The organism is Paenibacillus sp. NPDC058898 (assembly GCF_049316025.1).
Taxonomy (GTDB): Bacteria; Bacillota; Bacilli; order Paenibacillales; family Paenibacillaceae; genus Paenibacillus_AQ.
This window is the reverse complement of sequence record NZ_JBMOSM010000002.1, coordinates 629,390-652,085: the sequence shown is the minus strand read 5'-3', so window position 1 is coordinate 652,085 and position 22,696 is coordinate 629,390. Positions and strand designations below refer to the sequence as shown.

At 49.9% G+C, this 22,696-nt stretch carries 22 protein-coding genes; 20 read left to right on the top strand and 2 right to left on the bottom strand.

Annotation, left to right across the window (positions count from 1 at the left end; all coding sequences use genetic code 11):
* Window positions 1-84 precede the first annotated feature (84 nt).
* The 7 genes from ACOZB4_RS07240 (at window position 85) to ACOZB4_RS07210 (ending at window position 5,448) form a co-directional block, all read left to right on the top strand.
* A complete protein-coding gene (locus ACOZB4_RS07240; RefSeq protein ID WP_076324336.1) occupies window positions 85-579 on the top strand; it encodes a phosphatidylglycerophosphatase A family protein in 495 nt (164 codons plus the stop codon).
* A 155-nt stretch (window positions 580-734) separates the two neighbouring features.
* Window positions 735-923, top strand: a complete 189-nt coding sequence (locus ACOZB4_RS07235) for a hypothetical protein (RefSeq protein WP_006212044.1) — start codon at window positions 735-737, stop codon at window positions 921-923.
* A gap of 92 nt (window positions 924-1,015) precedes the next feature.
* The gene (gene accD, locus ACOZB4_RS07230; RefSeq protein WP_071218063.1) at window positions 1,016-1,909 is read left to right on the top strand and encodes an acetyl-CoA carboxylase, carboxyltransferase subunit beta; all 894 of its coding nucleotides are present in this window, start codon (window positions 1,016-1,018) and stop codon (window positions 1,907-1,909) included.
* A complete protein-coding gene (locus tag ACOZB4_RS07225) occupies window positions 1,909-2,898 on the top strand; it encodes an acetyl-CoA carboxylase carboxyltransferase subunit alpha (RefSeq protein WP_076324335.1) in 990 nt (329 codons plus the stop codon). The genes accD and ACOZB4_RS07225 overlap by 1 nt, the downstream gene beginning before the upstream one ends.
* Window positions 2,899-3,009: 111 nt before the next feature.
* Window positions 3,010-4,437, top strand: coding sequence for a pyruvate kinase (gene pyk, locus ACOZB4_RS07220; protein ID WP_098748411.1), 1,428 nt, complete (start codon window positions 3,010-3,012; stop codon window positions 4,435-4,437).
* 104 nt (window positions 4,438-4,541) lie between these two features.
* Complete coding sequence (locus ACOZB4_RS07215; protein WP_379406190.1) at window positions 4,542-5,051, top strand: acyl-CoA thioesterase; 510 nt, start codon at window positions 4,542-4,544, stop codon at window positions 5,049-5,051.
* 4 nt (window positions 5,052-5,055) lie between these two features.
* Window positions 5,056-5,448, top strand: coding sequence for an FxsA family protein (locus ACOZB4_RS07210; protein WP_076324332.1), 393 nt, complete (start codon window positions 5,056-5,058; stop codon window positions 5,446-5,448).
* A gap of 51 nt (window positions 5,449-5,499) precedes the next feature.
* On the opposite strand, the gene ytvI is transcribed toward ACOZB4_RS07210, so the two are convergent.
* A complete protein-coding gene (gene ytvI / locus ACOZB4_RS07205; protein ID WP_076324331.1) occupies window positions 5,500-6,618 on the bottom strand; it encodes a sporulation integral membrane protein YtvI in 1,119 nt (372 codons plus the stop codon).
* Window positions 6,619-6,995: 377 nt separating this feature from the next.
* Between ytvI and citZ the strand changes: the two genes are divergently transcribed.
* The 5 genes from citZ (at window position 6,996) to ACOZB4_RS07180 (ending at window position 12,235) form a co-directional block, all read left to right on the top strand.
* Window positions 6,996-8,108, top strand: a complete 1,113-nt coding sequence (citZ, locus tag ACOZB4_RS07200; protein WP_379406191.1) for a citrate synthase — start codon at window positions 6,996-6,998, stop codon at window positions 8,106-8,108.
* 143 nt (window positions 8,109-8,251) lie between these two features.
* Window positions 8,252-9,544, top strand: a complete 1,293-nt coding sequence (icd, locus tag ACOZB4_RS07195) for an NADP-dependent isocitrate dehydrogenase (RefSeq protein ID WP_339267254.1) — start codon at window positions 8,252-8,254, stop codon at window positions 9,542-9,544.
* Window positions 9,545-9,558: 14 nt separating this feature from the next.
* Window positions 9,559-10,500 (top strand): malate dehydrogenase, encoded by a 942-nt coding sequence (gene mdh / locus ACOZB4_RS07190; protein ID WP_076324328.1) that lies wholly within the window; start codon window positions 9,559-9,561, stop codon window positions 10,498-10,500.
* A 152-nt stretch (window positions 10,501-10,652) separates the two neighbouring features.
* Window positions 10,653-11,078 (top strand): hypothetical protein, encoded by a 426-nt coding sequence (locus ACOZB4_RS07185; protein ID WP_076324327.1) that lies wholly within the window; start codon window positions 10,653-10,655, stop codon window positions 11,076-11,078.
* A gap of 290 nt (window positions 11,079-11,368) precedes the next feature.
* Window positions 11,369-12,235, top strand: coding sequence for an SDR family oxidoreductase (locus ACOZB4_RS07180; RefSeq protein ID WP_379406192.1), 867 nt, complete (start codon window positions 11,369-11,371; stop codon window positions 12,233-12,235).
* 130 nt (window positions 12,236-12,365) lie between these two features.
* On the opposite strand, the gene ACOZB4_RS07175 is transcribed toward ACOZB4_RS07180, so the two are convergent.
* Entirely contained in the window at window positions 12,366-12,737 is a 372-nt protein-coding gene (locus ACOZB4_RS07175; RefSeq protein WP_379406193.1) for a hypothetical protein, read from the bottom strand.
* Window positions 12,738-12,955: 218 nt separating this feature from the next.
* Between ACOZB4_RS07175 and ACOZB4_RS07170 the strand changes: the two genes are divergently transcribed.
* The 8 genes from ACOZB4_RS07170 (at window position 12,956) to pstA (ending at window position 22,648) form a co-directional block, all read left to right on the top strand.
* The gene (locus ACOZB4_RS07170) at window positions 12,956-14,509 is read left to right on the top strand and encodes a fumarate hydratase (RefSeq protein WP_379406194.1); all 1,554 of its coding nucleotides are present in this window, start codon (window positions 12,956-12,958) and stop codon (window positions 14,507-14,509) included.
* Between the two features lie 161 nt (window positions 14,510-14,670).
* Entirely contained in the window at window positions 14,671-15,642 is a 972-nt protein-coding gene (locus ACOZB4_RS07165; RefSeq protein WP_379406195.1) for a bile acid:sodium symporter family protein, read from the top strand.
* Window positions 15,643-15,667: 25 nt separating this feature from the next.
* A complete protein-coding gene (gene pnpS, locus ACOZB4_RS07160) occupies window positions 15,668-17,482 on the top strand; it encodes a two-component system histidine kinase PnpS (RefSeq protein ID WP_379406196.1) in 1,815 nt (604 codons plus the stop codon).
* A gap of 70 nt (window positions 17,483-17,552) precedes the next feature.
* Window positions 17,553-18,284, top strand: a complete 732-nt coding sequence (locus tag ACOZB4_RS07155; RefSeq protein WP_076324321.1) for a response regulator transcription factor — start codon at window positions 17,553-17,555, stop codon at window positions 18,282-18,284.
* A 175-nt stretch (window positions 18,285-18,459) separates the two neighbouring features.
* Window positions 18,460-19,650: a methyl-accepting chemotaxis protein gene (locus ACOZB4_RS07150; protein ID WP_379406197.1), complete on the top strand. Its 1,191-nt coding sequence runs from the start codon at window positions 18,460-18,462 to the stop codon at window positions 19,648-19,650.
* A gap of 128 nt (window positions 19,651-19,778) precedes the next feature.
* Window positions 19,779-20,780, top strand: coding sequence for a PstS family phosphate ABC transporter substrate-binding protein (locus ACOZB4_RS07145; RefSeq protein WP_339267241.1), 1,002 nt, complete (start codon window positions 19,779-19,781; stop codon window positions 20,778-20,780).
* Window positions 20,781-20,878: 98 nt separating this feature from the next.
* The gene (pstC, locus tag ACOZB4_RS07140) at window positions 20,879-21,772 is read left to right on the top strand and encodes a phosphate ABC transporter permease subunit PstC (RefSeq protein WP_372238813.1); all 894 of its coding nucleotides are present in this window, start codon (window positions 20,879-20,881) and stop codon (window positions 21,770-21,772) included.
* Complete coding sequence (pstA, locus tag ACOZB4_RS07135; protein WP_076324317.1) at window positions 21,773-22,648, top strand: phosphate ABC transporter permease PstA; 876 nt, start codon at window positions 21,773-21,775, stop codon at window positions 22,646-22,648.
* Window positions 22,649-22,696: the final 48 nt, after the last annotated feature.

Below are 22,696 nucleotides of genomic sequence, written 5' to 3'. Positions count from 1 at the left end.
TTGGCCGAGTATTCGTATGAAGAAGGCTCTTCATGATAGAACCGGATTGAAAGAGCGCGGCCAAAGACGCGGGGGGGATTTGTGATGTCAATGGACTTGGCAGAAAGCATGCTCAGCCGCAGAGGAGTCAGCGTAAGCTCCATCGCGGATATTGTGTTGAAGCTGCAGCAGCGTTATCATCCGAAGTTAACCATCGAGCAGTGTGAAGAAAGCGTCCGGGCCGTTCTCGGCAAGCGCGAAGTTCAGTATACGCTGTATACGGGCATTGCGCTGGATGAGCTGGCGGAGAAGAAACTGCTGCCGGAGCCGCTGCAATCGATTATGGAGCAAGACGAACCGCTCTACGGAGTGGATGAGACCATGGCGCTTGGTGTCACGAGCATATATGGCATGATCGGATTGACCAGTTTCGGTTACCTGGACAAAGAAAAAATAGGTGTGATTGAGATATTAAATGAAAAGTCGGACGGGATACATGTGTTTCTGGATGATCTCGTTGCAGGCATCGCCGCTGCCGCTTCCTCACGCATCGCCCATAACAATCCCGATGCGGCCCATTATACCGCAGGTTCTGACTGATTTGCGCGAGCGGTGTCGAATCGCTGCATAAGGGTAAGATTTGGCTTTCAGCCCCCTGCTCTCTTTGTTGAGGTAAAAACTGAAGTATGTTATCATTATCCATTATATCGGCTCAGGATATGCCTGTGGGACGAGATTAGGGGGATCTGAAAGGCATGTGGACGGTAATCTATATTGCGCCAACTGCAAAGGTGGCGGAAATGATCAAGACCAGGCTAACGGAAGAAGGTTTTTTGGTTCAAAGCCGTCCTGTGAATCTTTCCAAACAGCAGTTTGAGATTTTGGTACCCTCCGGAGAGCTTGAGGAAGTACAGGAAGTGTTGAATTCGATATTGCACCCCTAGTTTCATCTGGGTTACATAGCGAAGCTTAGCGTACGGATCGGCGATGTGCTATTGCGGCGGCCATTCAAATTTACGGCTGGAGAGGTGTAGTTGTGTTTAAAGACTTATTTCAGAAAAAAAGGAAATACGCAACGATCCCATCGGAACGACTTGGGACAGCAGGGCAGCCTCAGGAAGGCGAACGCCCGAAACGGGAAATTCCGGAAGGTCTGATGAATAAGTGTGCTAAGTGCGGCACCATTCAATACAGCAAAGAGCTTGAGAAGAATCTGAAGGTGTGTCAGGAATGCGGACATCATATGCGTCTGAATGCGGTAGAACGGATTGCCATGACGCTGGATGAGACAGGCTTTGAAGAGTTTGACGCAGATATGATCTCGGTGGATCCGCTCAAGTTTCCGGGATATGCGGCCAAGCTGGAGCAGCAGAAGATGAAATCCGGTCTTCATGATGCGGTTATTACCGGTCAAGGCTCGATTCTCGGCCAGCCTGTTGTGGTGGCTGTGATGAGTTTTGATTTCTTCACGGGAAGCATGGGCTCCGTTGTCGGGGAAAAAATCACCCGAGCGATCGAGTTTGCGACGGACAAGCGTTTACCACTCATTATTTTCTCCACTTCCGGCGGTGCCCGGATGCAGGAGAGTATTCTCAGTTTGATGCAGATGGCCAAAACAAGCGCAGCCCTGTCCAGGTTTAACGAACTCGGCGGGCTTTATATTTCAGTGATAACGGATCCGACGACCGGCGGTGTATCCGCCAGCTTTGCGACGCTTGGCGATATCAATATTGCCGAGCCGGGAGCCGTATTCGGTTTTGCGGGCCGTATCGTTATTGAACAGACCATTCGCCAGAAGCTGCCGGATGACTTCCAGACAGCGGAGTTCAATTTGGCTCATGGTCAGCTTGACATGGTTATTCATCGGAAAGATATGCGCTCCATGCTTGGTAAGCTGCTGGAGATGCATACCGTGAAAGGGGGATTCTGATGTCAGGCGAATTGCCTTTTGAAATGCCACTTGCCGAAATGCGCAAGAAGATTGATGAACTGAAACAATTCGGACAGGAAAAAGGGATCGATTTCACGGATGAAATCGCCCGCCTGGAAGAACGATATAGTCGTTTGGAGGAAGAAATTTATTCTTCGATTTCGCCTTCTCAGAAAATGCATCTGGCCCGACATCAGCAGCGACCGACTTCGCTTGATTTGATCCAGTTGATCTTTACGGATTTTATTGAGCTGCATGGAGATCGTCTCTACGGGGACGATCTTGCCATTGTCGGCGGTTTGGCCAAATTGGACGGTGTTCCCGTCACGGTGGTCGGTCAGCAGCGCGGTAAGGATACGAAGGATAATATCGCGCGTTTCTTCGGAAGTCCGCATCCGGAAGGCTTCCGTAAAGCTCTGCGACTTATGCAGCAGGCGAACAAGTTCAAGCGTCCCATTATCACATTTATTGATACAAAAGGCGCATATCCGGGTAATACAGCAGAAGAAAGAGGTCAGTCCGAGGCGATTGCCCGTAATCTACGGGAAATGTCGTCCCTTGGGGTGCCTATTGTTGTTGTGGTCATCGGCGAAGGTGGGAGCGGCGGTGCTCTTGCGATGGCTGTAGGCAATCGTGTGTTGATGCTTGAGCATGCCATTTATTCCGCCATTTCACCGAACGGCGCCGCATCCATTCTGTGGAAGGATGCATCCAAAGCGGACCAGGCTGCGGAAGCCATGAAGATCACCGCTAAGGACCTGCTTGAAATGGAAGTCATTGAGGAAATTATACCGGAGCCTAAGGGCGGTGCGCACCGCGACTATGAAGAGACGGCCGCCGCCATTCAAAGCGCACTGATCAGCCAGCTGAAAGAGCTATCCGTCATGGATGCCTGCGAGCTGAAGGAAGACCGGTACCGCAAGTTCCGCAAGATTGGCGAATTCGATTTTGCGAAGGCGGAACAGGAAGACGATTCTGTGAAAATCTGATGAGTATGTGACGATATGACAAAGTTCCTATACAAATTAGACTTTTTGTAGTAGATTTAGTTGTTGGAAAAAGAGATATAGAGAACCCTTTAATAAACGGAGGAAACCCAAATGCGCAAAACAAAAATTGTATGTACCATCGGTCCTTCCAGTGAATCGTTGGAAAACACCAAGAAGCTCATTATGGCCGGCATGAACGTGGCTCGTTTGAACTTCTCTCACGGCGACTTCGAGGAGCATGGCAACCGGATCAAGAACATCCGCCAAGCTTGTGAAGAGTTGAACAAAACGGTAGCGATCCTGCTTGACACCAAAGGACCGGAAATCCGTACAGGTAAACTTGAAGTGGAACCGATTGAGCTTGTACAAGATGAATATATCACCCTTACTACCGAGGAAATCCTTGGTGATAAGAATCGTTTGTCCATTACTTATAAAGAGTTGCCGCAAGATGTTCAAGTGGGATCCACGATCTTGATCGATGACGGTTTGATCGGTCTGACCGTGGTGGAGATTCAAGGCTCCGAAATCAGATGCCGCATCGTCAATGGCGGAACCATTAAGAGCAAAAAAGGTGTAAACGTACCGGGAGTCGCGATTTCGCTCCCAGGGATTACGGAAAAAGACGCCAACGATATCGTTTTCGGGATCGAACAGGGCATCGATTTTGTTGCTGCTTCCTTCGTTCGTAAAGCAAGTGACGTGCTTGAAATTCGCGAATTGCTGAAGAAGCATAATGGCGAGCACATCCAAATCATCTCCAAAATCGAGAACCAGCAGGGCGTTGACAACCTGGATGAAATCCTCGAGGTATCCGATGGCTTGATGGTAGCCCGCGGCGACCTCGGTGTTGAGATTCCGGCTGAGGAAGTTCCATTGGTGCAAAAACGCATGATCGAAAAATGTAACCTGGCTGGCAAACCGGTCATTACGGCTACGCAAATGCTGGATTCCATGCAGCGCAACCCACGTCCTACCCGTGCGGAAGCAAGTGACGTTGCCAATGCGATTTTTGACGGTACCGATGCCATCATGCTGTCCGGCGAAACGGCTGCAGGTAAATATCCTGTAGAATCCGTTTTGACCATGTCCCGTATCGCAGAGAAAGCGGAGTCCGCACTGAACTATCGTGAAATGTTCTTGAAACAGCGTATTGCTCAAGATACCAGCGTTACCGAAGCAATCAGCCAATCCGTTGCGATCTCAGCACTCGACCTGAATGCTAAAGCAATCATATCGTCCACGGAATCTGGTCAAACGGCTCGTATGGTATCCAAATACCGTCCAGAGGCTCCTATCGTCGCTGTCACGACTCAAGACAGAACGATGAGACGTTTGGCACTGACTTGGGGTGTAACGCCGGTTAAAGGCGAACAGGCTTCTTCTACGGACGAGATGTTTGATTACGCGCTGCAAGGCGGCGTGAAGTCCGGACTCGTTAAAGAAGGCGATCTTGTTGTGATTACAGCAGGCGTGCCGCTGGGCCGTTCCGGTTCGACCAACCTGCTGAAAGTGGATCAAATTCCACAACAGAAGTAATACAACAGTCAAGAATCCGTTGGATTCTGAATATAGCAGCATATGAGCAATGGACGATGATTCTGTCGACCATTGCTTTTTGCATAGATAAGGGGGGGATGTTGATGCCTAAGCCATCCGTGCCGACACTAAGCCGCTGGTTCTGGACGTCATTTCGGGTGCGTTATCAGGAAAGCGATCAAATGGGTGTCGTATACCATGCTAACTATTTAAACTGGTTCGAGATCGGGCGCACCCAAATGATCCGTGAAATGGGATTTGCGTATCGTGGAATGGAAGAAGAAGGTGTCCTGCTCCCGGTGGTTGAACTTGATATCAAGTACCGCCAGCCTGCGCGGTATGATGATCTCGTAACGGTATTTACCAGAATGACTGATTTCTCCCCGCTTCGAATACACTATGAATATGAGGTCCGTTTGCTGAGCGAACAGGAGCAGGCGGATTTGGGGACGATGGATTTGTCTCCCGAATCCGGGCTGCCCGGTGCCTTGTTAACGGCAGGTGCGACCCGACATGTATGGCTGAATCGAGAGTGGAAGCCGGCCCGACTGGATAAATGCTCCCCAAAGCTGTATGATGCATTGAGGGACACCCTTTGGGGGAGGAAGGAGTAGCTTCATGTTCAAATGGTTGCTGGCAGCGATTATCTTCGTGCCTGCTATTGAAATATTCGGCTTCCAGATTGTTGCGGATCGCGTGGGTGGCATGAATACCTTGTTATTGACACTGCTGACCTCTGCGGTTGGCGTGGCCATGATGAGGTTCGAAGGTCGCAAAGCGATGGAAGATGCCAAGCAGAGAATGAACTCAGGCATGGTTCCGGGTGCTTCCATGGCTGATGGCCTATGTATATTTGCAGGTGGAGTACTACTTATTCTGCCGGGCTTTGTAACTGACATTATCGGATTTACGCTGATATTTCCGTTGACCCGCCCACTGTATCGGATTCTGCTGTTGAAATGGATGAAGAAAAATATGAAAAACGGCAAGATTACGATCTTTCGCAGATAAAACAAACAGGATCACCCATAAGACCGGCCCCTTCGTGGGCCGGTCTATTTACTATCTGAACCTGCCCCCGATAATATAATTCCTTAGGTCCTTGAATACATGGGCCCGGTGGAATGCATCCAGGATGACAAGCGACACAGGACCTACAATCAATCCCAGAATGCCAAACAGCTTGAGCCCGACAAACATGCCCAGCAGGGCGGCGAGCGGGTCCAGTCCCACACTGCTGGCGAGCACCTTGGGCTCCATGATCTGCCTGACGATCAGGATGATGCTGTACAGGACGGTCAGTCCGATGCCGAGCGTCAGGTCGCCCGACATAAAGGCATACAGCGACCAGGGGATCAGGACGATGCCGACGCCAAGGTATGGGAGAAGATCCACCAAGCCGATCAGAAGTCCGATGGAGAAGGCGGAATCGACCCCAAGCGCATAAAGCGTGAGCATGACAATAAGGGCCGTGATGGAGATGAGGATCAATTGGGCCCTCGCGAATCCGAACAATGCTTTTTTCAGATCCGAGAAGATATAGATCATGGGTTTGCGAATGACGCCCGGTAGGATGCGGATAAGCGCGCGATTATGGCGCTCCCAGCTGTTGCTGAGAAAGAATGTTGACAGTAAAACAACAATCAGAATCGTGCCTAAGTTCGGCAAGTAATAAATAATTTGCAAAATTCCGTTAAAAATACTGGTAACTAAATCGGTCACGGCCGTGCCAATCGTTTGTGTCGTGCGGGTAATATTTTGATTGATGGTATCGTGATAATTCGGGTTGTTCTGATAAAACCGGCTAATCTCATTGATGATATTCTGGAAGCTATCATTCTGCATCCAGGCCGTCAGCCATTCCATCCAGGTATCAATATGGAGATTGAAGGACTGTGACAGAATAATCAGTTCCTTGACCAGTCTGGTAACAGCCGCAGTAAGAATCAGTAGAGCCGCTCCGAAATACAGCAGCAGGGACAACGTGACGGCGAGCCACCGCGGCAGCTTCAAACTCCGCTGAAGCAGGTGGACGCAAGGATTCATGGCATAGGCGATGATCCAGGCCAGAAGGAAGGGATAAAGCAGCGGCAGCAGTACATATATTAAATAGGCAATCACGAAGATGGAAGACAGCACCCACACTCCCCGGCCAAAACGCTTGAGCATCAATCGTTCCAAACAATCACACTCCTTTGCAGCACTTCAAGGACGAGCAGAGTCGCTCATACTCTATACCTATGCAAGGAGTTTCAATATAAGGATAAAGAGTTGGAAAACGCTTGTCTTCATGATTCGACAATGAGAATTATCACAGGTATAATGGAATTGTAAGTGATTTCAAAAAAATGTTTATGGTGTCGATAAAACAATTTGATGCGGCGAATGTCGCTGCTCATGTTCACATATCAGACAAAATCCAGTATGATATGAGAAGGTTTATGACTAGGACCATAGCAATTTTTTTCGCGTTTTTCTTTTTTATCCGACTTCATGAAAATGTTTTCATGAATGTCAAAATAGTTCAGTTTATCCCGATCATAAAGGAGAGATGTTGCATGACAGCTACCAAGGGTTTGGAAGGCATTGTAGCTACCACCTCCGCGATTAGTTCGATCGTCGATGGCGTTCTGACTTATCGTGGATATGATATTGACGATCTTGCAGAACATGCAAGTTTTGAAGAGGTAGCCTATCTGCTCTGGTTCGGAAAACTTCCGAATGCCGAAGAGCTTAAGGGCCTTCAACAAGATTTGAGCGACTATGCTGCCATTCCGGATGAGCTTATCCAGCAGATCAAATTGTATCCGAAGGATACCAATACGATGGCTGCGCTTCGCTCGGCTGTATCCGCGCTTGCTCTGTATGACGCCGAAGGCGACGATATGAGCCGTGAAGCGAACGAAAAGAAAGCGGTTAAACTTCAAGCTCAGCTTCCGACGATCATCGCTGCCATCGCCCGTGTTCGTCAGGGTAAAGAGCCGGTCGCTCCGAAAGCCGGCGTCTCCATCTCGGAGAATTTCTTGTATATGCTCAGAGGCGAAGATCCTGATCAGACTTCGATCAAGGCTCTGGACCAGGCACTGGTATTGCATGCGGATCACGAGCTTAACGCATCCACGTTTGCTGCCCGTGTAACCGTAGCCACGCTGTCCGACATATATTCCGGCGTAACTTCCGCCATTGGTGCGCTGAAAGGTCCTCTGCACGGCGGTGCGAATGAAGCCGTCATGAAGATGCTGAACGAAGTCGGTTCGATTGATCGGGCTCAGGCTTACATTCAGGAGAAGCTGGACAACCGTGAAAAAATTATGGGCTTTGGACACCGCGTTTACAAAAACGGCGACCCGCGCGCGAAGCATCTGCAAAAAATGTCGCGTGAGCTTGGTGAAATGAAAGGCGACACTACGCTGTATGACATGTCGGTACTGATCGACGAAACGGTTACCAACCAAAAAGGGTTGAAGCCGAACGTTGATTTCTATTCCGCATCGGTCTATACGCAGCTCGGTATCGAGCAGGAATTGTTCACGCCGATTTTTGCCATCAGCCGTGTATCCGGATGGACTGCGCACATCCTTGAGCAGTATGAAGGCAACCGTATTATCCGCCCGCGCGCAGAGTATACAGGTATGACCGACCAAAAATATGTGCCGATAGAACTTCGCTAAGTGGCTGGCAATCATGTACAATAGGCTAGAGAACCGCTCAAACGTGAGTGAATCGCGGGTGGCGGGTTTCTCTGTGCCTATTCTGGTGGAATTTTTGGAATAGTTAGAGACAAGAACCATATTCAAAGGAGGAACTCATACTCATGAAATTGGAAAAATTCGCACTACCAACTGAAGGCGAGAAAATTACGATTGATAACGGAACTCTGCAGGTGCCTAACAACCCTGTCATTCCTTTTATTGAAGGTGACGGTACTGGCCGTGACATTTGGAAAGCTTCCAAACGCGTCCTTGATGCAGCAGTAGAAAAAGCATACAACGGTTCCAAGAAAATTGCCTGGTATGAAGTATTTGCCGGTGAGAAGGCATACAATACATACGGTGAATGGCTCCCGAACGATACGCTTGAAGCGATTCGCGAGTATATCGTTGCGATTAAAGGGCCTCTTACAACGCCTATCGGCGGCGGTATCCGTTCCCTGAACGTTGCCCTTCGTCAAGAGCTGGACCTGTACACTTGCCTGCGTCCTGTTCGTTACTTCGACGGCGTACCATCTCCGGTAAAACGCCCTGAACTGGTAGACATGGTTATTTTCCGTGAGAACACGGAAGACATCTACGCAGGTATTGAGTATAAAGAAGGCTCCGAAGAAGTGAAGAAAGTGATCAAGTTCCTTCAAGACGAGATGGGAGCCAACAAAATCCGCTTCCCGGAAACGTCCGGTATCGGCATCAAGCCTGTATCCTCCGAAGGTTCCAAGCGTCTCGTACGTGCAGCGGTTGAATACGCAATCAAGCATGGCCGCAAATCGGTGACATTGGTTCACAAAGGCAACATCATGAAATTTACAGAAGGTGCCTTCAAAAACTGGGGTTACGAAGTGGCTGAAGCTGAATTCGGCGATAAAGTGTTCACTTGGGCTCAATACGATATCATCAAGGATAAAGACGGCGTAGATGCAGCTAATGCTGCTCAAAAAGCAGCTGAAGATGCTGGCAAAATCATCGTTAAAGATGCGATTGCTGACATCGCGCTGCAGCAAGTTCTGACTCGTCCAACCGACTTTGATGTCATTGCGACATTGAACCTGAACGGTGACTACCTGTCTGACGCGCTGGCTGCACAAGTTGGCGGTATCGGTATCGCTCCAGGGGCTAACATCAACTATGTAACTGGACATGCGATTTTCGAAGCGACTCATGGTACAGCTCCGAAATATGCAGACAAAGACGTAGTAAACCCTGGTTCCGTTATCCTCTCCGGCGTAATGCTGCTTGAGCACCTCGGATGGCAGGAAGCCGCTGACCTGATCTACAAAGGGATGGAAACATCGATCAACAACAAAACTGTGACGTATGACTTTGCCCGCCTGATGGAAGGCGCTACCGAAGTGAAATGTTCCCAGTTCGCAGACGAAATCATTAAAAACCTGTAAGGAGGAGATTCATCGTGGCAATTACTCGTAAAAAGATTACGGTAGTAGGTGCTGGCTTTACAGGTGCGACTACCGCCCTGATGCTTGCTCAAAAAGAATTGGGTGACGTGGTGCTGCTGGATATCCCGCAGCTCGAGAACCCAACGAAAGGTAAAGCGCTGGATATGCTCGAAGCAAGTCCCGTTCAAGGATTTGACAGCAACATAGTTGGTACATCCAACTATGAGGATGCAGCTAATTCCGATATCGTAATCATTACAGCAGGTGTAGCCCGCAAGCCGGGCATGAGCCGCGATGACCTCGTTAATACCAATGCAGGGATCGTGAAATCCGTATGTGAGAACGTGAAGAGTCACGCACCGAACGCCACGGTGATCATCTTGAGCAACCCGGTCGATGCCATGACTTACGTGGCATATAACACGCTCGGATTTCCCAAGAACCGCGTAATCGGCCAATCTGGCGTACTGGATACGGCTCGTTATTGCACTTTCATCGCGCAAGAGCTGAACGTATCGGTTGAGGATGTCCGCGGATTCGTACTTGGCGGCCATGGTGATGACATGGTTCCGCTCGTTCGCTACTCCAGTGTTGGCGGCATTCCGATCGACACGCTGATTCCGGCTGAGCGCATTGAAGCCATTGTGCAGCGTACCCGGGTTGGCGGCGGCGAAATTGTGAACCTGCTGGGTAACGGTAGTGCATACTATGCGCCGGCTGCGTCCCTGGTACAAATGACGGAAGCGATTCTGAAGGACAAGAAACGGATCATTCCGATTATTGCTCTGCTGGAGGGCGAGTATGGCTATGACAATCTGTTCATGGGCGTACCGGCAATTCTCGGCGGAGACGGCATCGAGCGAATTTTCGAGCTTGAGCTGACGGCCGAAGAGAAAGCTGCTCTCGATAAGTCTGCGGAATCCGTACGTAATGTAACCGCGGTCGTGACCCTGTAATTGAATCAGGATTCACAAAATCGTCTAATAATGCAATCCCGTCCCGTGATTCGGGGCGGGATTGCTTTTCTTTGGAGGATCTCTCCAGTATAATAAGAGACGATGAACTTGATGTAACAAAAATCACACTAACGACTTTGGAGGAATTGTTTATGTGGAACGTAACATTTTTTCTGCATATGGTCGGTACGGCGGCGCTAGGATTTTACTTGATTCTGCCGTTTGTTGTTGGCGGTATTCAGAAGCTGTCCCTCGGCGCACAAGAAGGAGCCGTTAATACGATTCGTGTAGCGAACCGGTTTGCTCAGTACGGCTTGGTTATTCAGTTGTTGACTGGCGGATACATGATGTCCCAAGGCGAGTATTCGGTTCCTTGGATGATCATTGTAACGGTATTGCTGCTGGCGATGTTTGCTATTGGAGGCATCATGAGCAAGCCATTGAAGAATGCGCTTGCAGGAATCCGCGAGAAGCGTGAAGTGAAGGAAGAAACAAGCAAGTTGGGTACGCTTAGCGCACTCCTCTCCTTGCTGCTCCTGGTTATGATCTTCTTCATGGTATTCAACCATATCATCTAAGAACAGCTACATACGAAAGAGAAGCCGTCCGTTTATCGGGCGGCTTTTTTTGATATTATTGCATTCATATAAATTACCGGCGTCCCCCGCGAAGGATCTGAATGGACTTCGGAGCAATGCCCCACTTTGTGGGGGGGATTTATGGGGAGAGAAGGGCTTTACTTACGTTTGATCCCGTTCAATCTGGGTAAAAACAATAGCGAAGGGCTTTTTATGAGTATAAAGAGGCGTGTCGTACGCATCCTATGAGTGGTAGTTTGAGATACTGACCCGAAAGGAGAAATGTTCATATGCCACAAGATCAACAGAAACAAACCTTGCCGCCCCAGCATCAGGATCACAGACCCGGAACGGAATCGGAGATGAGTCCGAAGCCGGAGTTTGAGAGCAGTGCTTACAAAGCAGCCGGTAAGTTGAAGGGAAAGGTTGCGCTGATTACCGGAGGTGACAGCGGTATTGGCCGTGCGGTAGCGGTCCACTATGCCAAGGAAGGCGCGGACGTATCTATTGTGTACCTGAATGAGCATAAGGATGCGGAAGAGACCAAGCGTCAGGTGGAGCAGGAAGGCCGTAAATGCTTGCTGATCGCCGGTGACGTCGGCGACGATGCGTTTTGCCGCGATGCGGTTACCGAAACCGTGGAGAAGCTCGGAAAGCTCGATATTCTCGTGAACAATGCAGCCGAACAGCATCCGCAGAAGAAGATTGAGGATATTACCAAAGAACAATTGGAGCGGACGTTCCGTACGAATATTTACGGTATGTTCTATCTGACGCAGGCGGCAATGCCGCATCTGTCGAAAGGAAGCTCGATTATTAATACAACCTCCATCACGGCTTACCGGGGAAGTCCACAGCTGCTGGATTACGCATCAACCAAGGGGGCAATCGTTGCCTTTACGCGCTCGTTATCGATGAACGTAGTCGGGCAAGGGATCCGGGTGAACGCCGTTGCGCCGGGACCGATCTGGACGCCGCTGATTCCTTCGACGTTCCCGCCGGATCAGGTAGCCGAGTTTGGGGCAACCCAGCCGATGAAACGTCCGGGTCAACCGGAAGAGCTAGCTCCTGCCTATGTATATCTGGCCTCGACGGACTCCTCCTACGTGAGCGGTCAAGTCATTCACGTGAATGGCGGCGAAGTGATTAACGGTTAAGGTGTTTGTTTCACTTACGTTGTGAAGACATACTCAATGAATAAAATAGAGCGGACATCCGGGGCTCCAGCCCGGATGTCCGCTATTTTATCATGGGTGAATTATGAGGGATTACGGAGCTTACGGAGAATCAGATGGTTCTAAAACCGTTTGGAAGCGTACCGGTATCGCGGATCGCCCGGATTTGAGCAAGCGTCAAACGACGGTTGGAGCTGATAATGGATTCCGGCTCTTCGCCACGAATAATATCATCAAGATCGGCGATGTTGGTGTTGCCGCGGAATACTCTGAATCTGCCCCTGAAATTCGTTTCCGAGAACAGGACAAGGGTTGCATTGGGGTTGGTGGAGAAGAATCTCAAGCTTTCAATGTCACCGAAAGTTCTCTCGAGATTACGGATACCCACGTTCCCACGCACCACAAATCGCCGTCCTCTGTAAAACTCGTTTCTAAACAGGGCAAGTCTTGGAAAGACAACCTGGGAGACTGAGGCTTTCATCATGGCAATCACCTCCTTTCCTTAACCAAGATATGCGAGATTCATAGATTGGTATGGTTGATGCGACGGGGAAAATCAACACATTTTCTCTACTCTTTCATTTTTTGAAGTAAACCCTTTCATGTGCGAAATGATATGATATGATAACAATATTGGCAGTTTCTAATGATTCTTTTTTACCATCATGTTTGGGTTATGAGAGAGAGGAGTTTACTAACGTTATGAAGTCATTTGAAGAGAGCATGTATCGACTGATTGTAGAAACCTCCACGAATTTGCCTGGAGATGTGCGAAGAGCAGTCAACCGTGGGCGAGCGTCTGAGGATGCCGCAACGCGAGCGGGGCTGGCACTGGCAACAATCGCTCAAAATATTGAGATGGCCGAGCAGGAAGTATCACCGATCTGCCAGGATACCGGCATGCCAACATTCATCGTACATACACCGGTGGGTGCGAACCAAATCGAGATGAAGAAGGCGATCTACTCTGCAGTGATTCGCGCCACTAAGGATGGCAAGCTGCGTCCTAACTCGGTGGATTCGTTGACTGGCGCTAACAGCGGGGATAATCTCGGTCCTGGCACGCCCGTCATCCATTTCGAGCAATGGGAGCAGGATCAGGTGGACGTCCGTCTCATCCTGAAAGGGGGCGGCTGCGAGAACAAAAATATCCAGTACAGTCTTCCTGCAGACCTTGAAGGATTGGGAAAAGCGGGTCGTGATCTGGACGGGATCCGCAAATGCATCATGCATGCCGTGTATCAAGCACAAGGTCAGGGCTGCAGTGCTGGATTTATCGGCGTAGGCATCGGAGGCGACCGGACGACCGGTTATGAGCTTGCGAAGCATCAGTTGTTCCGTCATGTGGAAGATGTGAACCCGAATCAAGATTTGGCGAAGCTCGAAGATTACATATTGGAAAATGCAAATAAGCTGGGGATCGGGACAATGGGCTTTGGCGGAGAAGTCACGCTGCTCGGCTGCAAGATCGGTGCGATGAACCGTTTGCCGGCAAGCTTTTTTGTATCGGTTGCTTATAACTGCTGGGCATTCCGCCGTCAGGGTGTATTGATTGAGCCGGAAACCGGGGAGATCACGGACTGGCTGTATGAAGCGGGCAGCGAGGTGCAGATGAACGCAAATTCCGAAACGGCTGTGTCCCAAGCCGAAGACGCCAGTCCAAGTGATTCCAAGGGCCGCGAAGTGGTGCTGCAGACCCCGATCAGCGAGGAGCAAATTCGTTCTCTGCGCGTTGGGGACGTGGTGGTTATCCGAGGCGAGATGCATACCGGACGGGATGCGCTTCATAAATATCTGATGGATCACGATGCTCCTATCGATCTGAACGGATCCGTGATTTATCACTGCGGTCCGGTTATGATGCAGGATGAAGAGGGATGGCATGTCAAGGCTGCAGGCCCGACAACCAGCATTCGCGAGGAGCCGTACCAGGGCGATATTTTGAAAAAATTCGGCATTCGCGCGGTCATCGGAAAAGGCGGCATGGGTTCGAAGACGCTGCAAGCCCTGCAGGAGCATGGCGGCGTGTATTTGAATGCAATCGGCGGGGCCGCTCAGTATTACGCAAGATGCATCAAAAAAGTAAACGGCGTGGATTTCATGGAGTTTGGCATTCCGGAAGCGATGTGGCATTTGGAGGTTGATGGCTTTGCCGCTATCGTCACGATGGATTCACACGGAAATAGCCTGCATGCCGATGTGAGCAAGGATTCGGCAGAGAAGCTGGCCATGTTTAAAGAGCCGGTGTTCTCCTAATCCAGAGCATCAGAAGAAGCATCGATTGGCCATTGTGCCGGTCGATGTTTTTTTGTTGAGCAGGGGAGGTGGGTCCTTATTTCGAATTTTCGTTGCGGTTTTCGCACACTCCGGTTTATGATGAAAGTCAAATACGTCAATTCAGACATGGGAGGAAACAGGTGAGAAGTTTTGGACTAGCCTTTGCATCTTGGTTTGAAAAGTACACCTTTCTCTTGATTCCCGGCTCGCTGGTGCTAGGCTGGCTGCTCTCGGATGTCTTGCTGGGCTTTGTTCACTGGATTCCTTATCTATTCGGTTATATTACACTGGTTATGGCGCTTGGCTGTGGGATCCGTCATCTGCAAGGGGTTCTAAAACGCCCCTTTGCCGTTATGTTGACGCTGTTTCTTGCCCATGCGGCCGCACCGGTGCTTGCTTATGGACTGGGCTCGGCTGTGTTTGGTGCGCACTCGGATTATACGATCGGCTTGCTGCTGTTCGCGATCATTCCGCTGGGGATATCCTCGGTGATGTGGGTCGGGAGCTCCGGCGGCAGCGTTCCGTTCATCTTAGCGGTGGTCGTGCTGGATACCATACTCAGTCCACTAGTCGTACCGGCTTTGATGGATATGTTTATCGGGGATGCTTTGGTTACCTGGAATGCGTCTGAGCTGATTCTCGATTTGCTGACCATGGTGGTATTGCCCACTGTGATCGGGGTGATGCTGTATGAAGGCTCCAAAGGACGGATTAAGGACTGGTCGGCTCCCGTAGCCCAGCCGATCTCGAAGGTGTTTTTTATGCTCGTGGTTATGCTGAATGCAGCTGCCATCGCTCCCCATGCAGCAGGCATGAAGGAGGAGATGCTGGTGGTTATCCCGGTTGTTTTCACGTTGATTGTGATCTGTTATTTGCTTGGTTATTTTGGCTCGTATGCGATGCCGGGACCGACACGGGAAATGCAAATTACATTTACATACGCGTCCGGAATGCGTAATATATCACTCGGGATGGTGCTAGCTACAACGTATTTCTCACCCCAGGCTTCCATCCCGGTGGTGCTGGGCATTATGTTCCAGCAGCCGGCGGCAACTATCATTCATGCTTTATTCCACCGACGACGCACACGGACGGTAAGTTATCCAAAATGATCACGCGGCAGAAAGAGGAGAGAACATGAGGCAGTATCGCAATCGTTTGACTCTGATTATGCTTACTTTAATTGGGTTATCTATGCTCGCGGCAGGACTGGCTATGGTGACGGTATTCAAGCAGTCCCATATTCAGCTGCTGGAGGACAATATGGTCCGGGAGATTCGGCTTCTGCAGACGATGATGGAGTTTCCGGATGCGGACAGCGCGGATGCTATCACGTATTATACCAACAGATCCATACAGCTTGAGGAGCTGTCCGAGTCGAGAGTGACGTTTATATTGAAGGATGGCAAGGTCATCGGGGATTCGGAAAGTGATCCGTTAACTATGGATAACCACGCTTATCGCGAAGAGATGCTTCAGGCGGTTAAAGAAGGCCGCGGGAGTACCATTCGCCGGAGCGATACGCTTGAGCAGGACATGCTCTACGTTGCTCTTCCGGTCAAGGCCGGAGAGAATTTCGACGGATTCGTCAGATTGTCGGTTAGCCTGAAAGCAGTGGACCAGGGAGTCAGGCAAGGCTGGACCGTCATGGGGATTGGCCTGCTGGTGCTGTTCCTGATTGCTGCCCTGGTGAGTTATCGTGTCGCTAAAGGCTTGACGTCACCGCTAGAGAAAATCACGCGCGTTGCCAGACGGATATCGAGCCTTGAATATGATGCGAGGGTGAAGATTCACCGTAAGGACGAGATCGGTCAATTGGCGCAAGCGATTAACGGAATGGCCGACAGCCTGCAGACCCAACTGCGGACGATACGGGATAATGAGGATTTGCTGCAAAGCGTTCTAAACAATATGACAGGCGGTATCGTCATGGTGAACGGAGCAGGTCAGATTATTCTTGTGAACCGGGCTGCCGAGCGAATGCTCGGCATTAATGCCGAAGTGATAACAGGCAAATCGTACCGTGAGCTCAAGCAGCATTATGAATTGACCAAACTGATGGAGCAAGGCTTGGAGAGCAAGGAAGGCTTCCATGAAGAGCGCAACATTTATTATCCGGTGGAATCGATCATCCGCCTGGATGGGGTTGCGATGATGCAGGAGGAAGAGCAGGAGTCATATAGAGGCATGCTGTTCCTCCTGCAGGATGTAAGTGATATCCGCAGACTGGAACGCATGCGGAGCGAATTCGTAGCCAACGTGTCTCACGAGCTGAAGACTCCGCTCGCTGCCGTTAAAGGGTTTGCCGAAACGCTGCTTGGTGGCGGGGTTACCGATGAGAAGACATCGCGTTCCTTCCTCCAGATTATTTATGACGAGTCCGAGCGGCTGAACCGGCTGATCGGTGACATTCTAGAGCTGTCCAAGATCGAATCAAAGCGGATTCAGATGGATTATTCGCCGATTCATCTGTCGGCGTTCTTTGATACGATATCCGAAATGATGCGCACGGTCGCAGAGAAGAAGCGGATCAGCCTGGAGCTCGACATTCCGGAAGAGCTGTTTATGGAGGGAGACGAGGACAAGCTCCGCCAGATATTTATGAATCTGCTCTCGAACGCGATCAGTTACACGCAAGAAGGCGGACGAGTAAAATTAACGGCTCTTGAAAAGCATAGTCATGGGAACGCCGAGGATATTGTGGAATTCATCGTTAAGGATTCCGGGATTGGCATTCCGAAGAAAGATCTTCCCCGTATATTTGAACGATTCTATCGGGTGGATAAAGCGCGTTCGCGCGGATCAGGCGGAACGGGGCTTGGACTATCGATCGTGAAGCATCTGGTGGATCTTCATCACGGAACCATCAAGGTGGAGAGCGAGCTCGGAATCGGCAGCTCCTTCATCATTGAGCTTCCGATATTGCAGGAAACCCAGGAGACAGGGAGTTAACACTCCGTTAACATTCTGTTGATATACTTGCATAAGCAGTCCAATTATCAAGATAAGGGCGGGGGTAACATTGACGCAACGCATGCTGGTTATCGAAGATGAGCCGACACTTTCGCGGCTGTTGTCTTACAATCTGACGCAGGAAGGTTTTCAAGTCGAGGTAGAGGAACACGGTACCGCAGGTTACGAGAAAGCGTCGCATCATGAATATGATCTGATCCTGCTGGATGTCATGCTGCCTGGCATGAACGGCTTTCAGATTTTAGAGAAGCTTCGCAGTAACGGAATTACCACGCCGATCATCATTCTGACCGCGAAGAACGCCGAGGAAGAAGTTGTTCAAGGTTTGAAGATGGGGGCGGATGACTATATTACCAAGCCATTTGGCGTATCTGAGCTGCTGGCCCGCGTATCGGCCGTTATGCGACGGGTTTCCGGTCACGCCGATGAAGTGAAGACGACAGATAATCAAGGAAATGTCATCTCACTTGGACAACTGGAAATCTATCCTGAGAAATACGAGGTTCGTCTTGGCGGCCAGAGCATTAATCTTAGGCCGAAAGAATTTGAAGTGCTGCTCTACCTGGCCAAAAAACCGGGCGTTGTGTTAACAAGGGATGATCTGATGAACGTGGTCTGGGGCTTCGATTATATCGGCGGGCAGCGAACCGTGGACGTTCATGTGAGTTCCCTGCGCAAGAAGCTTGAGCTTGATCCTGAATCTGTACACATTGACTCCATTCGCGGGGTTGGTTATAAACTTGTAGTAAATCCGAAAAAAGGCTCCCATCATTCCGTTTGAAATGATGAGGAGTCTTTTTTTTGGGTCTTTGGTCAGATCCTGACGTGTCTAATGTCTCATATCTCCGCGATTATCCTTCCGTAGTTTACGCTCCCTTAATCATTCGAGTATATTCCCATAATACTTGTTCGGTAAGATGCGTCTAAAGGACCAGATGAAGAAGGGGTGAAGGCGCATGACACTGCTTCAAACCAAACCAAATCAGACAGAGAGAATGAAGATGGAGGTAGAGCCGGAACTTGATGGACAAGTAGCAAACGAGCCTGAAGCAGGCGCATTATATCGGCAATACATAAGAAGGGTCCCTGTTATAGGAAAGACTGAATCCTGCCTTGATGTGTTGAATGTTTTTGCGAAGGACCCGCATATTCCGTGTGTTATTTATTGCGATGAGGCAGACACACCAGCAGGACTGATCATGCAGGATGTGTTTTACCAGCGAATGATGGGCAGGTTTGCCGTTGACCTGTATTATTCCAAGCCCGCCTTCCAGTTTGCGGACCATCAACCAATGCGTGTCGATATATCCGAGAAGGTCGGAACGCTGCTGGAATTGTCCCTACAGCGCCCGGATTCAAAATTCTATGATTGTGTCCTGATCACGGATTCAAACCAACTGCAAGGTGTGCTTACCGTCCGGGATCTGATGAGTCTGTCCAGCGGGCTCCAAGCGGAGGCGGAAGAGAAGCGGGAACTGATCCTGCAGGAAAGCTACCGGCATACCCGGAACATTCAATCCTCATTAACCGACGTCCGAACGGCAGCAGCGAGAACGAACTCGGAATGTATACGGATGAGGGAGTGGTCTCAAACCGGGAAGGAGAAACTGGATCTTGTCCGAACCTCGTACCTTGGCCTTGTGGAGGATATGACGAAGCGTGAAGGCCAGGCCTCCGAGCTCGCGGCGGATGCCAGCCGTATTTTTTCCATAACCGGCATGATTACCGAGCTTGCGAACCAAAGCAGTCTGCTGGCAATGAATGCCTCGATTGAAGCCGCACATGCCGGCGAGCATGGGCGGGGATTTCAAGTGGTTGCGGCAGAGGTACAATCGCTGGCTAAACAAACACGCAAGCTCTCAGGGGATATATCGCAGCTGCTGGAGCAAATCCAGCGGCTGGCAGCAGATACAGCCAAGGGGGCCGTATCATCGCTGAAGGAAATTCAATCCTGCGAGGGGTATGTAACGGAAGGTGCCCAGATGTTTAATGAAATGGACAACGCCGTTCAAGAGGTGGAGAAATCCGGGAGCCAGGTTTATCAACTGGCCGAGGAAACCGTTAGGCGTGTGGAGCGGGTTAAGGATGAGCTTGCTGGAATGAACACCGGCGAATCTTCGATCAAGGAAGAGAGATCGAATCTATAACTCTACTTTTATTAAAATATTTTACACTGCGTTTACATTTCTAAGAAACTGCTATTACATTCCGGGATTATTATCAATATTGTAAGCAGGAAGTAGAGACAACAACCATTTTGAAGGAGTGGATTCGTTTGTTTAGAAGAAGGGGTCGTAAACCAGCAGGTATTCTCGTATTGGTGTTAATGCTGAGCACACTTTTGGCAGCATGCGGAGGAGGAACTTCCGGCGGTGCTTCAGGAGAAAACAAAGAGAATGGTTCAGCACAGCAAACAGAGGAAAATACCTCAACAGCTTTGACAGGAACAATTGAAATTGATGGTTCAAGTACACTGCATCCATTAACCGAAGCGGTTGCTGAAGAGTTCGGTGCAGCTAACCCTGATGTCCGTATTCCAATCGGAACAGGCGGAACAGGCGCTGGCTTCAAACGTTTTAACAACAGCGAGATCGCAGTGTCCAATGCTTCCCGTCCAATTAAAGACAGCGAAGCTGAGGAAGCAAAAGCCAATGGCATTACCTATCATGAGGTTCTGGTAGCTTATGACGGACTGTCCGTCGTTGTTAATCCAAGCAATGAATTCGTAGATAAATTGACCGTGGATGAGCTCAAGAAAATTTACGAGCCAAACAGCACCGTAAAAACATGGGCTGACGTTCGTGAAGGATGGCCGGCAGAGGAAATCAAGATTTACTCGCCAGGTACTGACCACGGTACATTTGATTACTTCACAGAAGCAATTAACGGTGAAGCGCAAGCAAGCAGAAACGATAGCCAAATTACGTTCAGTGCCGATACAAACGCAGTCGTACAAGGGGTAGCTGGTGACAAGAACTCCATCGGATACTTCGGATTCTCCTTCTATGAAGAGAACCAAGACAAGTTGAAGCTGGTTCCGATTGATAACGGTACGGCTACAGTAGCTCCAAGCATGGAAACGATCAAGGATAACAGCTACGCTCCATTGTCCCGTCCGCTGCTGCTCTATGTTAACGATAAAGAGCTTGAGCGTCCAGAAGTGAGTGCATTCATGAACTTCTACCTTGAGAATGCCGCTAGTCTTGCTGGCGAAGTCGGATTCGTACCGCTTCAAGATGATCAGTACAAAGCAGAAAAAGACAAGTTGGCAAAATAATTAAAGACTAGATGCCCGGAGGGAATCCTCCGGGTGACCCATAGAAAGGGAAGAGGAGAATGAACAAAACTTCACCCGTGGCGGTAAACACAAAAAGCATGACATTCCGTCGAAGCAAAACACGCATCTCAGACAAAATCATTCCAATCTTACTCGGCTTGTGTGCCCTGCTTTCGGTGTTTACTACCATCGGTATTGTATATACGCTTCTGCAGGAATCCGTGATCTTCTTCAAGGAAGTACCGGTATGGTCCTTTCTGACTGGAACGACATGGAGTCCGATTCTCCCTCCAAAAGAATTCGGCGTGCTGCCCCTGCTGGGCGGCACATTGCTGATTACAGGCATTGCGATTCTATTCGCAGTGCCTATCGGCTTGGCATGCGCTATTTATCTCAATGAATACGCTCCTGCCCGGGTTCGGGGGGTTGTAAAGCCAGTGCTCGAAGTATTGGCTGGTGTACCAACGATTGTTTATGGATATTTTGCGCTTGAAACGGTAACGCCATTCCTTCAAAAGATTTTTCCCAACATGGGTATATTCAATGCGCTTAGCGCGGGTATCGTGGTAGGGATCATGGTCCTGCCGATGATTTCATCTTTAAGTGAAGACGCGATGCGTGCGGTACCCAAGAGTCTTCGTCACGGTGCCTACGCGCTCGGTGCTACCCGATTTGAGGTTGCACTGAAAATTGTGCTGCCTGCCGCTCTGTCGGGGGTCGTGTCGTCCTTCGTATTGGCATTCTCGCGTGCGATTGGCGAGACGATGATCGTAACGGTGGCTGCTGGTGCTACGCCGCAGCTGACGCTGAATCCGCTGGAAAGCATCCAGACCATGACTTCTTATATCGTTCAGGTAAGTATGGGTGATGTTCCGCGCGGAACGATTGAATACGGCACGATTTTTGCGGTAGGTCTGACCTTGTTTGTCATCACCTTCTTGCTTAATATATTGGCGCAGTGGGTCGCTCGCCGCTTCAGGGAGGAATACTAGATGGAACAATTGAATCTGGGAGATAGCAAAGGAATCAACCGGAGACGCCGTAGTGACCAGACGCTGCACATTATATTTCTGGCTTGTACCAGTATCGGTATTCTTGCCTTGATGGCTTTGATTGTTACGATTGTGACGGATGGCATTTTCAGACTATCGCCTGATCTGTTCACCAACTATCCGTCACGTATCGCGGATAAAGCAGGACTGAAGTCGCCGATTGTCGGCACGATTTACTTGCTTCTGCTCATGGCTCCTCTGTCCTTCATATTAGGCGTTGGCGCAGCGATCTTTCTTGAAGAGTATGCGGGCCGCAGCCGCTGGGTTCGGCTGATTCAGCTGAATATCAGTACGCTTGCAGGGGTTCCTTCTATTATATATGGTATCCTGGGGCTCGCTATTTTCGTACGCGGGATGAATCTGGGCCGCAGTCTGCTCTCCGGGGTATTAACGATGACGCTGCTGGTGCTGCCAATTATTATCGTTGCCGCTCAGGAGGCGCTTCGCGCCGTGCCTAAGAACCGGCGCGATGCTTCTTATGCGCTGGGCGCAACAAAATGGCAAACGGTATCCAGCGCTGTACTGCCTTCAGCGATTCCAGGAATTATGACCGGGGTTATCCTGGCCTTGTCTCGTGCGATTGGCGAAACCGCACCGCTGATCATGATCGGTGCCTTAACGTACGTGGCCTTCTTGCCGGAAAATCTGCTCGATTCGTTTACTGTCATGCCAATCCAGATCTTTAACTGGATATCAAGACCAAGTGAGGCTTTCCACGAGTTGGCGGCTTCGGGTATTATTCTGTTGCTCATCATGCTGTTCATCATGAACATCATCGCCGTGTGGATCCGGAACAAGTATTCGAAGAACATCTAAGAGAAGCTTAAGCAGATCTAATCGTGAAAAAGGAGACATGAATAAGAT

Excerpts from the sequence above, each read along its gene's own strand:
- ACOZB4_RS07240 (WP_076324336.1), top strand. The coding sequence starts at position 85 with ATGTCAATGGACTTGGCAGAAAGCATGCTCAGCCGCAGAGGAGTCAGC.
- ACOZB4_RS07235 (WP_006212044.1), top strand. The coding sequence starts at position 735 with ATGTGGACGGTAATCTATATTGCGCCAACTGCAAAGGTGGCGGAAATG.
- ACOZB4_RS07225 (WP_076324335.1), top strand. The coding sequence starts at position 1,909 with ATGTCAGGCGAATTGCCTTTTGAAATGCCACTTGCCGAAATGCGCAAG.
- pyk (WP_098748411.1), top strand. The coding sequence starts at position 3,010 with ATGCGCAAAACAAAAATTGTATGTACCATCGGTCCTTCCAGTGAATCG.
- ACOZB4_RS07215 (WP_379406190.1), top strand. The coding sequence starts at position 4,542 with ATGCCTAAGCCATCCGTGCCGACACTAAGCCGCTGGTTCTGGACGTCA.
- ACOZB4_RS07210 (WP_076324332.1), top strand. The coding sequence starts at position 5,056 with ATGTTCAAATGGTTGCTGGCAGCGATTATCTTCGTGCCTGCTATTGAA.
- citZ (WP_379406191.1), top strand. The coding sequence starts at position 6,996 with ATGACAGCTACCAAGGGTTTGGAAGGCATTGTAGCTACCACCTCCGCG.
- icd (WP_339267254.1), top strand. The coding sequence starts at position 8,252 with ATGAAATTGGAAAAATTCGCACTACCAACTGAAGGCGAGAAAATTACG.
- ACOZB4_RS07185 (WP_076324327.1), top strand. The coding sequence starts at position 10,653 with ATGTGGAACGTAACATTTTTTCTGCATATGGTCGGTACGGCGGCGCTA.
- ACOZB4_RS07180 (WP_379406192.1), top strand. The coding sequence starts at position 11,369 with ATGCCACAAGATCAACAGAAACAAACCTTGCCGCCCCAGCATCAGGAT.
- ACOZB4_RS07175 (WP_379406193.1), bottom strand. The coding sequence starts at position 12,737 with ATGATGAAAGCCTCAGTCTCCCAGGTTGTCTTTCCAAGACTTGCCCTG.
- ACOZB4_RS07170 (WP_379406194.1), top strand. The coding sequence starts at position 12,956 with ATGAAGTCATTTGAAGAGAGCATGTATCGACTGATTGTAGAAACCTCC.
- pnpS (WP_379406196.1), top strand. The coding sequence starts at position 15,668 with ATGAGGCAGTATCGCAATCGTTTGACTCTGATTATGCTTACTTTAATT.
- ACOZB4_RS07150 (WP_379406197.1), top strand. The coding sequence starts at position 18,460 with ATGACACTGCTTCAAACCAAACCAAATCAGACAGAGAGAATGAAGATG.
- pstC (WP_372238813.1), top strand. The coding sequence starts at position 20,879 with ATGACATTCCGTCGAAGCAAAACACGCATCTCAGACAAAATCATTCCA.
- pstA (WP_076324317.1), top strand. The coding sequence starts at position 21,773 with ATGGAACAATTGAATCTGGGAGATAGCAAAGGAATCAACCGGAGACGC.